Consider the following 14,186-nt stretch of genomic DNA (forward strand, 5'->3'; position numbering starts at 1 on the left):
AGAACTCTTGCCAAAAAATTGTTGAACAATTCGTCCATGTGATGCATCATTGGGTGTAGGCCCCGATTGAGATCGGGATCACAAATCCCGCCCAACGTTCCATGGAGGAACCATGTCCGCGACCACTTCGCCAAGCCCAACACGGCGCAGCAAACCCTCGGCAGGCGCCATCAAAGCCTTCATCGCCAGCGTCACAGGCACCTCCCTGGAGTACTACGACTTCGCCATCTACTCCGTTGCCTCAGCGCTCGTCTTCCCCAAGATCTTCTTCCCGGGCAACGATGAATACACCGGCCTCCTGCTCTCCTTCTCGGCCTTCGCGGTGGGCTACCTTGCCCGGCCCATCGGCGGCGTCGTCTTTGGCCGGCTCGGGGACAAGATCGGACGCAAGAATGTCCTGGTCATCACCCTCGTACTCATCGGTGCGGCCACAGTCCTGATCGGCGCTTTACCGGATTACCACACCATCGGCATTGGAGCCACGATCATCCTGGTCCTCCTCCGCTTGATCCAGGGCATTGGTGTGGGTGGCGAATGGGGCGGCGCCGTGCTCCTGTCCAGCGAGTACGCCAATCCCAACAAGCGCGGATTCTGGTCTTCCGCAGCCCAGATCGGCCCGCCCGCCGGCAACCTGCTCGCCAACGGCGCCCTGGCCGTCCTGGCTGCGGTCATGAGCAACGAAGCCTTCATCGCATGGGGCTGGCGCGTGGCATTCCTCAGCTCGGCCATCCTTGTTGCCTTCGGCCTGGTTATCCGGCTCAAGCTCGAGGAAACCCCCGTATTCAAGGCCATCGAAGCCACGGGCGAACGCCCCAAGGCTCCCATCAAGGAAGTCCTCACCACCCAGGTCCGTCCCCTTTTCGCCGCGGCGCTGTGCCGGATCTGCCCCGACGTCTTGTACTCCCTATTCACCGTCTTCGTCGCTGTCTATGCCACCAAGGAGCTGGGGATGACAACCGGCAACGTGCTGGGCGCCGTCCTGGTGGGCTCGGCCTTCCAACTGATCCTGATCCCGGCGGCGGGAGCAGTCACGGACCGGTTCAATCGCCGGCTGGTCTACGGCATCACCGCTGCGGCCACCGCGGTGTACATCCCGCTTTTCTTCCTGATGATCCAGTCACGTTCCGTCCTGGTCTTGACCGTGGGCGTCGTGGTCGGCCTGGGACTGCACGCGTTCATGTACGGCCCGCAGGCGGCCTTCATCACCGAGCAGTTCCCGGCCAGACTCCGCTACGCCGGCAGTTCCCTGGCCTACACCGTAGCGGGAGTCGTCGGCGGAGCTGTGGCCCCGTTGATCTTCACGGCCCTCTACGCCGCTTCCGGCAGCTGGCTCCTGATCGCCGGGTACTTGCTCGCCACGGCAGCCGTGACCATTGTTGGCCTAGCCTTGGGGCGGGATCCACGGCCGGAAGAGGACCTTCGCCTGCTCCAGGAAGCCCAGGCATAAGCAACCCGGCGCTCCCGTAAGCGGAACGGTTCGGTGGGCCACCGCCGTCGTAATCCTTCCTGAAATGCCCCTTAAGATCAGTCTTAAGGGGCATTTCCGCGCCTGCATTCCTGGGAGGACCGCATGAGCCAGACAATCCGTGAAGCAACAGCGGACGACGCCGGACGGCTGGCGGAGCTTGCCGCCGTCACCTTTCCGCTCGCCTGCCCGCCGGGATCCTCGCCCGAGGACATCGCCGCGCACCTGCGCAAAACCCTCAGCGTGGACAGGTTCACGGAGTACCTCGCCGATCCGGACATCACCATCCTGGCCATCGACGCAGCCGGCGAACTCCGCGGCTACAGCATGCTCGTCGCCCGCCCAGCGAGCGATACCGACGTCGCATCGGCCCTGACGCTGACGCCCTCCGCGGAACTGAGCAAATGCTACGTCCATCCTGAACACCACGGCCTGGGTGCTGCCGCGGAGCTCATGAAGGCCACCCTGGACCGCGCTGCAGGTGCTGGCGCGGCGGGCGTGTGGCTTGGCGTCAACAGCCAGAATGCCAGGGCGATCCGTTTCTACGAGAAGAGCGGATTCAGGAAGGTCGGGACCAAGTCGTTCCGCCTGGGCGATGCCGTGGAGAACGATTTCGTCATGGAGCGGGCGGTCTAGGACGCGCCCTGCGACGCGGATCGTTCCCTTCGACACGGAGAATTCCCAGCGACACTTGGATTCCCGTAGCGCCATCCCGTTTCCGCATCGCACATCATTTTGCGCGTCGCGAATGCCGTGCTGTGACCAGTCCAACAGACCGATTCGGGAATGACGGGCCTGGCTGCCCGGTTGTCGCCATCATGAAGATTGAGATCTGGTCAGACGTCGCTTGCCCGTGGTGTTACATCGGAAAGCGCCGGTTCGAGACGGCCCTCTCCGAATTCCCGCACCGCGACTCGGTTGAGATCCAGTGGCGCAGCTACCAGCTGGACCCGAGTATCCCCGAGCACTACGAGGGCACCGAGCTGGACTACCTGAGCAAGCGGAAGGGCATGGATCCCGCGCAGGTCAGCCAAATGTTCGATCACGTCGCCATGCAAGGCAACGGCGAGGGACTCAACTACCGTTTCGAGAACGTCGTGGTGGCCAATAGCTTCATGGCGCACCGCCTTATCCACCTTGCGGCAGCCCACGGCAAGCAGGACGAAGCCAAGGAACTGCTCCTGAGCGGGCACTTTGAACACGGCAAGGACATTGGAAGCCAGGAATACCTGACCCTGCTTGGCAGCGACTTGGGCCTGCCGGAAGCCGAAGTTGCCGAGTTGTTCAGTACGGACAAGTACGCAGAGGACGTCCGCGGTGACATCGCCGAAGCCCGGATGCTCGGCGTCACGGGCGTGCCCTTCTTCGTCATCGACCGCAAGTACGGACTCTCCGGCGCACAGCCTGCCGAGGTCTTCACCCAGGCCCTCGCCCAGGCATGGCAGGTAGCCAATCCGTTGGTCGCCGTCGGCAGCTCCGACGCCGAAGCCTGCGGTCCAGACGGCTGCGCGATCTAAGCATCTCCGCTCGAGCTGGCAGCAGATGACCCCAACAGTGCGTTGAGGGGTCATCTGCTGCCAGCTCGGGCCGCACACACCCAGCTTTGCTGACAGATCACTGTAAAGTGTCTGTATGCCCAGGATTACGGCCGCGAACAACGCGGCGCAACGCGCTGAAACCCGACGCCGGATCCTGACTGCTTTCGGCGAGCTGCTCTTTACCCACGGCTTGCCCGGGTTGACCATGACCGACGTCGCGCGGCACGCCGGCGTCGGCCGGACGGCGGTGTACAACTACTACGCCGACATGGAACAGCTCCTGATCGCATACGCCTTGCACGAGACCGAACGCTTCCTGGGCGACCTGCGCGAATCCCTCGCTGCCCTGCCGAACCCGGTGGACCGCCTTGCCCTGTACGTACGGGCCCAAGTTGAAGACCTGAGCCGCCGGCACCTCCCGCCAGGCCCCGCGATGGCGGCTGTCCTCTCCCCCGCCTCCTTTGCGAAACTGGCGGATCATGTGGGCGAACTCAACCTACTGCTCCAGGACATCCTGCGCGACGGAATCACAGCAGGCTACCTTCCGCCCACCGACGTCTCTCAGCTCGCCAGGCTCATTCACGGAACCCTCTCCTCCAGCGCGGCGCGGGGCAATGCGGAAAACGGAGCGCAGCCGGATGGCCTTGAGGAGCGGCTGGTCCAGACCGTGCGGTTCATCCAGTTGGGCGCGGGAGCAAGGTTCGACGACGACGGCCGGCCTGCGCGCCTGGCGTGACACTCGCCGCTGGGGCCCGCTACGTCAAGACTTGGGTATCACCGGCAGCTTCGAATTGTCCGCAATCCGTTGGTCTTCGCGGGGACAGCTGAGTTTGCCCGGAGTATTGTCCACTAGTTCCGGCGCCACCAGTGCCGAGAAACCGGGCGCGAGGATGAGGTCCACGGAGGCATCCGGGCGTTGGTCCTGGAAGTAGTCGGTGCCGGCAATGTTCCGTTGGATGTTGAACGCTGCCGCTTGGCCACCGGATCCCGAAACAACTACCGCCGATCCGGTGTAGCTAGTGGTGGTGTTGTCGACGCCGCCAAGGTCGTATCCCCGGGCTTTCAACTGGTCAGCCACGCTCTTCGCCAAACCAGCTTTGCCGGCCGCATTGTAGACATTGACTTTGACCTTGTTGTTGGGCACATAGTCGAAGACGGTTGTCGGGCACAGGGTCGGCGGCGCCTTGCTGGCGACGGCCGAGGGGAAGCGGATCACACCGTTCATGACTGCCCAGGCTCCCACCACCCCGGCAACGATCACTCCCACAAGCAGCACGAGGACGATACCGTGCAAGAGGCGGCGGCTGAACCACCCGGGATGTTCTTCAGGCCCCGGAGTATCGGCAAAAGTGGCCCGTAGTTCAGGCCCGGTGACAATGCGATGCCCGTGCAGGCGTGTCGCGTCTTTTGGGCGTCTCCGGGGCTTCTTCGGAGCGGCATTCTGGGGCACGTCCACCTGCTCTTCCGGGAGTGTCTCGTTAACCATCTATCACCAGCACCCGGGCGTGGATGGCTGTGCGTTGGTGGAGGGCAGTACGGACGGCACGGTGAAGTCCGTCTTCCAGGTACAACACGCCTTGGTACTGCACCACGTGCGGGAAAAGGTCCCCGAAAAAGGTTGAGTCCTCGGCCAACAATGCTTCCAGGTCGAGCGTGCGCTTGGTGGTGACCAGTTCATCGAGCCGGACCGGACGCGGCGGCAACGACGCCCAGTCCTTGGGCATGGAAAAACCATGGTCAGGGTAGGGGCGTCCCTCGCCCACAGCTTTGAAGATCACTTTGCAAGCCTAAAGAAGTAAGACGTCCAAGGGAACTTACGGGAACACTCCCACCAATGTTGTGGCCAAATGGTAACCGTAGACGGCCGGTACGTCCGCAACGAGCCCCCCTGCCGCCGTCGGCCGTCACACCGCCGCCGCCGTGACGCGGGACTGACAGAATGGGGTCATGACTGCTCCAATGCCAGGCACTATGCACCCGATTGCTCCCGCCCTCGCCCTCCTCCTCGACGTCGACGGCCCCGTCGCGAGTCCCGTGACGCGCGACGTGAAGCCGGAAATCATCGCCGATCTTGTCAGTTTGGCGTCCGCAGGCATTCCGGTCATTTTCAATACCGGCCGTTCCGACGCTTTCATCCGCGAGCAGGTCATGGCGCCCATGATCGCCGCCGGGATGCCCCCAGGAACTGTTGTCCACGCGATCTGCGAGAAAGGCGCCGTGTGGTTCAGCTATACCTCCGGCGGCCCCGGCCCCATCCACGTGGACCATGAACTCGCTGTTCCGAAGGCGTACGGCGACGACGTCCGCCGCATGGTGGCGGAGGACTACGCAACGCACATGTTCTTCGATGAGACCAAGCGGGCCATGGTGTCCGTGGAGCAGCATCTGGACGTGTCAAGCGACGACTACCTGGCCGAGCAGAAGCTCTTCGACGCCGACGCATTGGAACTCATGGGCCGGCATGGGCTCTCTGCCGCGCTCCTCGACCACCACGCGCCGGGGTCCGACGACGCCGCTGACTACCGCCTGGATCCCACCATCATCTCCACGGACATCGAGTCCATTCGGCTCGGCAAGGATCTCGGCGCCAGCCGCGCGGTGGAACTCCTCGCCGCCCAAGGAATCACTCCGCAAGCTTGGCGCACAGTGGGCGATTCGCGCACCGACTACGCGATGGCCGATTGGCTCCACCACAATGACCACGACGTCAAGCACATCGACGTCCGTCCCGCGGACGGCGTGCCCAACAAGCCCTACGATGTTCTTACAGCCACAGACCTCGGCCTGGGCGAGGACGTCATTCACGACGACGCCGGCGGCGCATTCCTGCGCAGCTGGCGTGAAGCCTTGGTGGGCTGAGTCCGCTAAAGCCCACCCTTCCCACAACCCTTCGGAGAAAAGCCATCACAGTCATGGACCAGCAAGCGATTTACTTCGGTAGTCCCGCCTCCGACGACGACGCGGTCGTTCCAGAACCGACGTCGCCCGCCGTCGACGCGCGCCTCAAGCACCGCGCCGACGTCATCCGCCATCGTGGCCGATACAGCTTGCTGAACCAGAACCGCACGCCGCAGCAGGTAATGGTCGAAGATCTCCTCTTCATTCGCGCGGCGTTGGACGCGGCCGGACTGGATTTCATCCTGGTCCGCGGCAACGATCACCGGCCAGTGATCGCCGTAGATTGGAAGCTCCGGAAGAAGTTACGCCAGACTTTGGTCACCGCTTTCCGGAACGAACCGTTCTACTCCATGACCGTTGATGCCCGGAAGAAATCCACGCTGCTGGTGGCGGACGGCGAGCTCTCCAGCAACCGGAAGGCCCGGATCTTCAGGCTCTTCCGACCGCGCGTGGAACCCGCAGGCGGGTTGACCTACGGCCCTTCCCTCGGCGTTCAGCTCGAATTGTGGGAGTTCGACGGCGACCAACTCGTGTTGCCCGTGGAGAACTCCCTGACCCGGCGAACCATGCTGCGCCAAGACGCCGTCCGAGGCACAGTTAACCGCCACGGGCTGAGCTGGCCAACCATCGAGAACATGTTCGCGGACCACGCGAGCGACATCGACTTCGACGTCGACATCGTCTTTTCGTGGGTGGACGGCAACGACCCCGCCTACATCGCGGCCCGCCGCGAGCAGATGAAGGACGTCGTCCTAGGCGAGGGTGACGCCCATGAGGCCCGTTTCCGGCAGATCAACGAGCTCAAATACGCCCTGCGCTCCGTGTACATGTATGCGCCCTGGATTCGCCGGATCTACATTGCCACCGACTCCCCCGCGCCGGAGTGGCTGGCCGAACACCCGGACGTCAGGATCATGCGCAGCGAGGAGTTCTTCAAGGACCCCTCAGTGCTGCCAACGCATAACTCGCAGGCCGTGGAATCCCAACTGCACCACATTGAGGACTTGTCCGAGCACTTCCTGTATTCCAACGACGACATGTTCTTCGGCCGCCCCGTAGCGCCGGACATGTTCTTCACTCCCGGTGGAATCACCAAGTTCATCGAGGCCTCCACCCGGATTGGACTGGGAGAGAACGACGCCGAACGCAGCGGCTTCGAGAACGCCGCCCGCGTCAACAGGAAGCTCCTCTGGGAGCGGTTCGGCCGCATCACCACCCGCCATTTGGAGCACACGGCCGCTCCGTTGCGCCGCAGTGTGATCGCCGAGATGGAGCGCGAGTTTCCGGCCGAGTTCGCCAAGACGGCAGCCAGCAGGTTCCGCGCCGCGGACAACATCTCCGTGACCAACTCGTTCTACCACTACTACTCGCTGCTCACCGGGCGGGCAGTGACGCAGACGGCCGCGAAAGTCCGGTATGTTGACACCACCCTGTGGTCCGGGCTGCACTACCTGCCCACGCTGCTGGCGAAACGCAACGTGGACTTCTTCTGCCTCAACGACGGCAGCTTCCCGGAGGTGGCTGCAGACGAACGGGCCGGCCTCGTGACGGACTTTATGGAGAAGTACTTCCCGGTCAAAGCTCCGTGGGAGAAGTAATCCGTTAGCGACGCGTCATCTCCGGGCGCTTCGCGTCTACCCTGACACCACGTTCGTGGGTTGGCCGTTGGGGAATCCGGATGCCTGCTTCGGCGAGCCGGCGCCTGGTGGCCTCCGGGCTGACGTACTCGCCCACAGTCGGTGACTTGCCCAACGGCACTACCGAGTGCACAATCGTTTGCTCGTAGACGTGGATCAGGTTGAAGGCCTGGGCGCCATCCCGTCCCCGGGTACCGCCCTGAGGAACGTTGAGGTCCTGCGTGTAGCAGCTCGCGGAAGCCACGGACACCGGGACTCCAGCGAACGTGGCTGTGGTGGAGTAGTGCAGATGGCCACCCAGGATGGAACGCACATCGGAATTGCGTACCACCTCAGCCAACGCCGCTTGGCCGCGCAACTCCACGAGGATGGCAAGGTCAAGGACGCTCGGAACCGGCGGGTGGTGAAGGGCAAGAATGGTGCCGTCCGGAGCCGGGGTTGCGAGTTCCGACGCCAACCAGTCGAGCTGGCTCTGGCTCAGTTCACCGTGATGGAAGCCAGGCACGGAAGTGTCCAGCGTGATGATCCGCAGCCCGTTGACGAAGTAGCTGTGATCCACCGGGGCGTCATTACCGCTCTGGTCGAATAGGCCCGCACGGAAATTGGCACGGTCATCGTGGTTTCCGATGGCCCAGATCACGCGTGCGCCCATCTCGTGGCAGGCAGGCTCGACGATCGCCCGAAGTTTGGCGTAAGCGTCCGGCTCGCCTTGATCGGCCAAGTCACCCGTGAAGATCACGGCGTCGGGGCGGACCTTTGACGCATGGACTTCCGAAAAAAGTTGTCTGAGATGTGCTTCGCTATCGACCGCGCCGTACAGGGGTTCCGACCCTCCCACCAGATGGGAGTCGCTAAGGTGCAGAAGGATGTGTCCTGGCCGAGGATATTCGGCCTCGATGAGCTCCATTACTACCTTCGGGTCGGTAGGAGACGGCGCCTCCAGTGTCTGCCCCAATAAACCTAATCCAACCAGACAAAAGGCTAACGGAGGGTAACTTACGGACGGAATGTTGGAAAATTACTCACGCGCACTTCGATCCTCGCTCACCTTTAAGCCACCTTCCGGCGATCCTCGCTCACCTTTAAGTGCATCCCGCCCAACCCTCCTGCACCTTTAAGCGCATCCCGCCCAACGCTCCCTCACCTTTAAGCGCACCCCACCCAACGCTTGCTTAGCAAAGGTGAAGGAGGGTTGCCCATTTTGGCAGCAGACGTGAGCGAGCGACGGCGGAAAGGGCATCACGGCGGCCTAGCTTCGATCCCCGCTCACTTTTTGGGCAATTTTCACAAACGCTCCTGCACCTTTGCGGAGACTCTTCCCGAACGCTCGCTCACCTATGGCCGCCAGGTGAGCGGGCGTCCGCCCAAAGGGCGATAAAAGTGAGCGGGCATCCGCTCAAAGGGCGATAAAGGTGAGCGAGCGTCCGGCCAAAAGGCAACAAAGGTGAGCGAGCGTCCGGGGGTTCGTGCCGCCGGCGTCACTCGGGAGTCTCCCCAGGGGGCTTAGTTGAGCGCCGCTTCGAGGGCTTCGATCAGCTCGTCGGAATCAGGCTCGACGGTGGAGGGGAAGCGGGCGAGCACCTCGCCTTCGCGGCTCACCAGGAACTTCTCGAAGTTCCACTTGACCTTCTGCGGCTTGGAACCGTCTGTGGTCTGGGTCAGCTCGGCATACAGGGGATGCTGCTGCTTGCCACGGACTTTGGACTTGCTGGAAAGCGGAAAGGAGACTCCAAAGTTGCGTTGGCAGAAATCCGCGATCTCGGCGTCGGAACCCCTTTCCTGGCCTCCGAACTGATTGCACGGCACGCCCAGGATCTCGAATCCGCGGTCACGATATTTGCCGTAGAGCTCTTCAAGTCCCGAGTACTGGCGCGTGAAACCACATTTGGAAGCCACGTTGACTACCAGCACGGCTTTGCCCTGGAAACGCCCAAAGTCGGCCTGGGAGCCGTCGTTGAACGTGAGGGGGATGCTGTAGAGCGGGGACATGAAGCTTCCTTACGACGCCGGACCTTGGCAAACTGCCACATTCGAGTCTACGCGGCGCAAGGCGGTGGGACGTGGTTCAGAATAGGCAGCGAACTCTACGGTTTGGTGGACGGCGTAGCTGGCTTGGAGGTAGCCGACGGCGTAGGGCTGGTGGGAGCCGGCAGGGCGGGTGCGGGCGCTGGCGGTGTTGATTGGGTGTGAGTCACCGTGGGCACCGGAGCGGGAAGGCTCGACGGCGGCGCGACCGTGGGCGGGACGGTCACCGTGGGCGTCTGCGTCACAACGGGAGCTTGCGACGGCGATTTGCTCGGTGTGCTGCTCTGTGTCTTGCTTGGCGTGGGGGTAGCGCTTGGCGGACTCGTTGTGCTTCGCGTCCCTGAGGGCGTCGGCGTCACGCTGGGCGTCGGCGTCACGGTCGGCGTCACGCTGGGCGTCGGCGTCACGGTCGGCGTCACGCTGGGCGTCGGCGTCACGGTCGGCGTCACGCTGGGCGTCACGCTGGGCGTCGGCGTCACGGTCGGCGTCACGCTGGGCGTCGGCGTCGCCGTCGCCGTCGGACTGCCGGTGGGTGTCCCAGTCGGGGTCGCCGTGGCCGTAGCAGACGGGCCCGGCGGCACGACCTTCGCCTCCTGCACCCCGCCGGTCACTAACTCCTCGGGGGGCCTGCCGGGGACGGACCACACAGACCCCGCCGAGGCCGCCGTTACAGAACCCGGCCGGTAACTGACCATGGCAAGGTCCCCGAGCCGGTCAACCTGCCTGGTCGGCAAGAAAGACCAGTTCATCGGGTTGGCATAGACGCCGTTGAGAATCGTCTCAAAGTGCAAGTGACAGCCCGTCGAGGACCCCGTGGTTCCCACCCTGGCGATCACCTCGCCCACCCGGACCGACTGCCCCTTGGCCACCGCGACCCCCTGCAGATGGTTGTACGTGGTGACCAGCCCGTTTCCATGATCGATCTCCACCCGGTTCCCGCCGCCCCACGGATGCCAGCCCACAGCGCGGACCACACCGGAATCAGCCGCATAAACGAGGGCGCCGCAGCCCGCGGCGAAATCCTGGCCCCAATGGAACTCCCCGGGCAGGCCCGTGAAAGGGTCGATCCTCAACCCGAAGGGAGAGCTCGGAACCAGCACCTCCAGCGGAGCGTAGAGTTTCCCGGCGGCAGGCCGGTCAAGGGAACTCGACGCGACGTTGAGATTGCCGACCCCGTTCCTGTCCAGGGTCTGGACCGGGGAGCGCTCAAAAGACACAGTGGCCTTCTCACCTGCAGGAACAGGAGCCGAGGACAGGCTTTGGACCGCAGCCCCCGGCGCACCGGAGGTGCTGCCGTCGGCGGGAAGCATGCCGGGTTCCACCTGGCCCGCGGCCAACGATCCCCCGGCCGATGGCCCGCCCAGGCGCGGGCCCTGGAAGCCAAAAGCAAACGTCACCAAGACAGCCAGGAAGCAAGCCGACAGGACCCGGCCAAATTTTCCAGAGAGCACCAGATCAACGATCCGGCCAGACTCATGATGCTTTCCCACAGCGGCTCCTGAGACGGGCGCTCATCCCCAAGTGCGGGCGCGCTTGTCCTATTGTTGCCGCTATGAAATCGGATGGGAACACTCGACTTCATACTTGCCCGGCCGGCAGAACACTCGCCGGACCCTGCCGGGCTACTCGCCGAGGTTCTCCTTCAGCAACGCGCGGTGCTCGACGGCGGCATCCGAATGCAGCGCGCGCCCGGCTTCGGTCAGCTCGAGGTACAGCGAGCGGCGGTCATCCGTGCAGGTTACGCGGGAGACCAGTCCGGCTTTCTCCAGCCGGTCAACAACCTTGGAGACGGCACTCTGGGTCATGGGAGTCCGCTCCCCCAATGCCTTCATGCGGCAGGCAGAGTCAACGCTTTCGGCAACGAGATCAAGGATTTCGAATTCGTTCAAGCCGATGTCGAACTTGGCTTCGAGGGCGCGGTCGATGGCGGCCGCGGTGCGGAAGTACGAGTTCTGGATGCTGCGCCATTGCTCAACCAGCTGGCGATCCTGCGTTGTTGCCATGGGCCGATTCTAGTCGAAACCGGAATTAAAGTCCACGTCATAAGATTCCTAGTCATATTCCTTGTCATTGAATGACGCGTCATATAGATTGATGCCATGACTTCACCAAGCACTCTCACTCGATCTGCCGAACAGCTCAACACAGCCGTCCGCTGGACCAGGGCCCAGTGGCTGCTGCTGATGGTGGTGTGCACGGTCCTGGCCCTCGACGGCCTGGACGTGTCCATGGTGGGCGTAGCCCTTCCGTCCATCGGCCACGAACTCCATCTCGGAACCGATTCCCTGCAGTGGATCGTTTCCGCCTATGTCCTCGGCTACGGGAGCCTGTTGCTCCTGGGTGGCCGGCTCGCAGATCTGTTGGGCCGGCGTCGGATCTTCCTGATCGCGTTGACCGTGTTCGCCGCGGCGTCCCTCCTCGGCGGGCTGGTGGACGATCCCACCATCTTGATCGCCACGCGCTTCGTCAAGGGCCTGGCCGCGGCATTCACGGCCCCTACCGGGTTCTCCATCATCACCACCAACTTCGCCGAAGGCCGCGAGCGCAACAAGGCGCTATCCATCTTCACGACGTTCGGCGCCAGCGGGTTCTCGCTCGGGCTGGTTGTCGGCGGGCTCATGACCAGCCTGAGCTGGCGCTGGACCTTCCTCGTATCGGTGCCGATCGCCGTCGCAGTGGTGCTCCTCGGCATGCTGTTCATCCCGCGGGACAAGCCGTCCGCGGAAGAGAGCGGCCACGATGTCTGGGGTGCGGTCACCCTCGCGCTCGGCATGCTGGGACTGGTGTACACCTTGGTTTCAGCTCCGGAGAAGGGCTGGGGATCTGTGGCAACAATCGCCGGATTCGCCATCTCTGCCGCCGTGCTGGCAGCCTTCGCCGTCATCGAAAACCGCGTCAAGCACCCTCTCATCCGCTTCGGCATTCTTCGTGAAGGCTGGGTTGCCCGCGCCAACCTGAGTGCGGTTGGCCTTTTCGGTTCCTACCTGAGTTTCCAGTTCATTCTCACCATGTACCTTCAGTCGGTGCTGGGCTGGTCTCCCCTGGGTATGGCGCTTGCCTTGCTTCCCACCGGACTCCTGGTCGCAACGAGCGCCCCTTTCGCGGACAGGTTCATCGAGAAATTCGGAGCCCCCAAGCTCATCCTCACCGGCCTGACCGCCATGGGCCTGGGCTACGTCCTGTTCCTCCGAGTTGGAACCTCACCTAACTACGTCCTGGACATCCTTCCCTCGGTCATCCTGCTGGGTATCGGCTTCGCGCTGGCATTCCCGTCCATCAACGTCCAAGCCACCGCGGGAATCCGGGATTCGGAGCAGGGGTTGGCCGCTGGACTGATCCAGACCAGCACGCAAGTGGGCGCGGCCCTGGTTCTCGCCGTCACGACGGCCCTCGTCAGCGGGCACGGCACCGCCGATGGCACAAACAGCGCCGTCAGCGCCGCGGCCATGCTCGATCAGTACCGGCCCGGTTTGGTCCTAAGCGCTGCCGTGGCAATTGCGGCCCTGTTGGTGGCAGCGTCCCCGGCGCGGCGCCGTCGGGCACTTGCTGAGCAGCCCGCGGCCTAAGCGGACGCGCGTGAAAGGTGCCGGCTCGCTGCTCCCGCAGCGGGCCGGCACCTCTACGTAAGCAAAGCGGCACCTTGCGCCACCAGAATGCTGCGCAACAATGGACCATGGTCAACTTCCTGAAGAAGTGGCAATCGGAACTGCGGATGACTTTCACGGGTCACCCGCAGTCCACGCCCGACTGGGTGCCGCGGCTTGCCGAGGGGAACGACGCCGGATACCACCTTCCGGGCTCGGCCGTCTGGGCCGTCCACGGGTCCATGTCCACGATCGTTGGGGGAATCCGCGTGCTCCTTATGCAGTCCCTGCACCCCGGCGCCTTGGCGGGCGTGTACGACCATTCAGGCTTCAAAACGGATCCCCTGGGCCGGTTGGCAAATACCATCCGTTGGATCTTCACTGTGAGCTACGGCTCCATGGATGCGGCCCATACTGCCACCCACTTCGTGCGCAGGGTCCACGACTCCGTCAAAGGCAGTTACGTGGATGCCCACGGCCACACCCGCGAGTATTCAGCCAACGACCCCGAACTTCTCCGCTGGGTCCACGTTGCCTACGCGGATTCCTTCGTGACGGCGCATCGGATCTGGGGTGGACCAGTCCCTGGTGGCGCCGACGCCTACGTCCGGGAGTGGGCGCAGGCAGGACGCTTGATGGGCGTCCAGGACCCTCCCCTGAGCGTTGCCGAAGTGAGGTCGGAAATGGACCAGTGGTACGCCTCCGGTCACCTTCGCGCGGACGAGCGGCTCAGGGAAACGGTCGAATTCATCCGGAATCCCCCGCTGAAAGCATCGCTCCAACCCGGCTATCGGATTCTGTTTGCTGCGGCCGTGGCCAGCCTCGAGCCCAGGTATCGGGAGCTCTTGGGCTTGGAAAAGGCCCATTTCGGCCCCATCCCGCTACCTTCGATCCTCGCCGCGCGGGTGGTCCTCGCCGTCGTGCACCTGACTTTGGGCCGCAGCGGCCCCAGTGAGCAGGCCGCCCGGCAACGGCTGCGGCGCCTTGGCTACGAGGCATAGACGCAAAGAAGCCCGGCGGAACGGCTTGTGGCCGTACC

The 14,186-nt window shown here is 63.7% G+C and carries 14 protein-coding genes and 1 pseudogene; 9 read left to right on the forward strand and 6 right to left on the reverse strand.

The annotated features are described in order from the left end of the window. Nucleotides 1–112 precede the first annotated feature (112 nt). From OW521_RS11390 to OW521_RS11405, 4 genes are all read left to right on the forward strand, one after another. Nucleotides 113–1,447, forward strand: coding sequence for an MFS transporter (locus tag OW521_RS11390; RefSeq protein ID WP_268025493.1), 1,335 nt, complete (start codon nt 113–115; stop codon nt 1,445–1,447). A 123-nt stretch (nt 1,448–1,570) separates the two neighbouring features. Beyond that, on the forward strand, nt 1,571–2,101 hold the full coding sequence (locus OW521_RS11395; RefSeq protein ID WP_268025495.1) for a GNAT family N-acetyltransferase: 531 nt from the start codon (nt 1,571–1,573) through the stop codon (nt 2,099–2,101). Nucleotides 2,102–2,283: 182 nt separating this feature from the next. Next, on the forward strand, nt 2,284–2,982 hold the full coding sequence (locus tag OW521_RS11400) for a DsbA family oxidoreductase (protein ID WP_268025497.1): 699 nt from the start codon (nt 2,284–2,286) through the stop codon (nt 2,980–2,982). A gap of 115 nt (nt 2,983–3,097) precedes the next feature. Further along, the gene (locus tag OW521_RS11405; RefSeq protein ID WP_268025499.1) at nt 3,098–3,739 is read left to right on the forward strand and encodes a TetR/AcrR family transcriptional regulator; all 642 of its coding nucleotides are present in this window, start codon (nt 3,098–3,100) and stop codon (nt 3,737–3,739) included. Nucleotides 3,740–3,763: 24 nt separating this feature from the next. Here the strand turns inward: OW521_RS11405 and OW521_RS11410 are convergent, their stop codons facing one another. Beyond that, nucleotides 3,764–4,489, reverse strand: a complete 726-nt coding sequence (locus OW521_RS11410; protein ID WP_268025501.1) for a LytR C-terminal domain-containing protein — start codon at nt 4,487–4,489, stop codon at nt 3,764–3,766. Continuing rightward, nucleotides 4,482–4,781 (reverse strand): type II toxin-antitoxin system VapB family antitoxin, encoded by a 300-nt coding sequence (locus tag OW521_RS11415; protein WP_268025503.1) that lies wholly within the window; start codon nt 4,779–4,781, stop codon nt 4,482–4,484. Before OW521_RS11415 ends, OW521_RS11410 begins: the two co-directional genes overlap by 8 nt. Before the next feature lie 169 nt (nt 4,782–4,950). Here OW521_RS11415 and OW521_RS11420 point away from each other — a divergent pair, with 169 nt between their 5' ends. Both OW521_RS11420 and OW521_RS11425 read left to right on the forward strand, forming a co-directional pair. After that, entirely contained in the window at nt 4,951–5,862 is a 912-nt protein-coding gene (locus tag OW521_RS11420) for a hypothetical protein (protein ID WP_268025505.1), read from the forward strand. 53 nt (nt 5,863–5,915) lie between these two features. Next, a complete protein-coding gene (locus OW521_RS11425; RefSeq protein WP_268025507.1) occupies nt 5,916–7,499 on the forward strand; it encodes a stealth family protein in 1,584 nt (527 codons plus the stop codon). Between the two features lie 4 nt (nt 7,500–7,503). Here OW521_RS11425 and OW521_RS11430 read toward each other — a convergent pair whose 3' ends face one another. Continuing rightward, complete coding sequence (locus tag OW521_RS11430; protein ID WP_268025509.1) at nt 7,504–8,445, reverse strand: phosphodiesterase; 942 nt, start codon at nt 8,443–8,445, stop codon at nt 7,504–7,506. Nucleotides 8,446–9,041: 596 nt separating this feature from the next. Next, a complete protein-coding gene (locus OW521_RS11435; RefSeq protein WP_268025511.1) occupies nt 9,042–9,527 on the reverse strand; it encodes a glutathione peroxidase in 486 nt (161 codons plus the stop codon). 207 nt (nt 9,528–9,734) lie between these two features. On the opposite strand from OW521_RS11435, the gene OW521_RS11440 reads away from it, so the two are divergent. Then, nucleotides 9,735–10,250: a hypothetical protein gene (locus OW521_RS11440; protein ID WP_268026140.1), complete on the forward strand. Its 516-nt coding sequence runs from the start codon at nt 9,735–9,737 to the stop codon at nt 10,248–10,250. Nucleotides 10,251–10,372: 122 nt separating this feature from the next. On the opposite strand, the pseudogene OW521_RS11445 reads toward OW521_RS11440, so the two are convergent. Continuing rightward, nucleotides 10,373–10,873, reverse strand: a pseudogene (locus OW521_RS11445) (M23 family metallopeptidase); the annotation flags it as partial. A 312-nt stretch (nt 10,874–11,185) separates the two neighbouring features. After that, on the reverse strand, nt 11,186–11,566 hold the full coding sequence (locus OW521_RS11450) for a MarR family winged helix-turn-helix transcriptional regulator (RefSeq protein WP_268025513.1): 381 nt from the start codon (nt 11,564–11,566) through the stop codon (nt 11,186–11,188). 96 nt (nt 11,567–11,662) lie between these two features. Here OW521_RS11450 and OW521_RS11455 point away from each other — a divergent pair, with 96 nt between their 5' ends. Continuing rightward, nucleotides 11,663–13,129: an MFS transporter gene (locus OW521_RS11455; protein WP_268025515.1), complete on the forward strand. Its 1,467-nt coding sequence runs from the start codon at nt 11,663–11,665 to the stop codon at nt 13,127–13,129. A gap of 107 nt (nt 13,130–13,236) precedes the next feature. Continuing rightward, the gene (locus OW521_RS11460; RefSeq protein ID WP_268025837.1) at nt 13,237–14,148 is read left to right on the forward strand and encodes an oxygenase MpaB family protein; all 912 of its coding nucleotides are present in this window, start codon (nt 13,237–13,239) and stop codon (nt 14,146–14,148) included. Nucleotides 14,149–14,186: the final 38 nt, after the last annotated feature.

Source organism: Arthrobacter sp. MMS18-M83 (assembly GCF_026683955.1).
In the GTDB taxonomy this organism is placed as follows: domain Bacteria; phylum Actinomycetota; class Actinomycetes; order Actinomycetales; family Micrococcaceae; genus Arthrobacter.

Bases quoted from the DNA above. Each gene is read 5' to 3' on its own strand.
- OW521_RS11425 (WP_268025507.1), top strand. From the start codon at position 5,916: ATGGACCAGCAAGCGATTTACTTCGGTAGTCCCGCCTCCGACGACGAC.
- OW521_RS11395 (WP_268025495.1), top strand. From the start codon at position 1,571: ATGAGCCAGACAATCCGTGAAGCAACAGCGGACGACGCCGGACGGCTG.
- OW521_RS11390 (WP_268025493.1), top strand. From the start codon at position 113: ATGTCCGCGACCACTTCGCCAAGCCCAACACGGCGCAGCAAACCCTCG.
- OW521_RS11430 (WP_268025509.1), bottom strand. From the start codon at position 8,445: ATGGAGCTCATCGAGGCCGAATATCCTCGGCCAGGACACATCCTTCTG.
- OW521_RS11435 (WP_268025511.1), bottom strand. From the start codon at position 9,527: ATGTCCCCGCTCTACAGCATCCCCCTCACGTTCAACGACGGCTCCCAG.
- OW521_RS11450 (WP_268025513.1), bottom strand. From the start codon at position 11,566: ATGGCAACAACGCAGGATCGCCAGCTGGTTGAGCAATGGCGCAGCATC.
- OW521_RS11400 (WP_268025497.1), top strand. From the start codon at position 2,284: ATGAAGATTGAGATCTGGTCAGACGTCGCTTGCCCGTGGTGTTACATC.
- OW521_RS11420 (WP_268025505.1), top strand. From the start codon at position 4,951: ATGACTGCTCCAATGCCAGGCACTATGCACCCGATTGCTCCCGCCCTC.
- OW521_RS11460 (WP_268025837.1), top strand. From the start codon at position 13,237: ATGGTCAACTTCCTGAAGAAGTGGCAATCGGAACTGCGGATGACTTTC.
- OW521_RS11455 (WP_268025515.1), top strand. From the start codon at position 11,663: ATGACTTCACCAAGCACTCTCACTCGATCTGCCGAACAGCTCAACACA.
- OW521_RS11405 (WP_268025499.1), top strand. From the start codon at position 3,098: ATGCCCAGGATTACGGCCGCGAACAACGCGGCGCAACGCGCTGAAACC.
- OW521_RS11410 (WP_268025501.1), bottom strand. From the start codon at position 4,489: ATGGTTAACGAGACACTCCCGGAAGAGCAGGTGGACGTGCCCCAGAAT.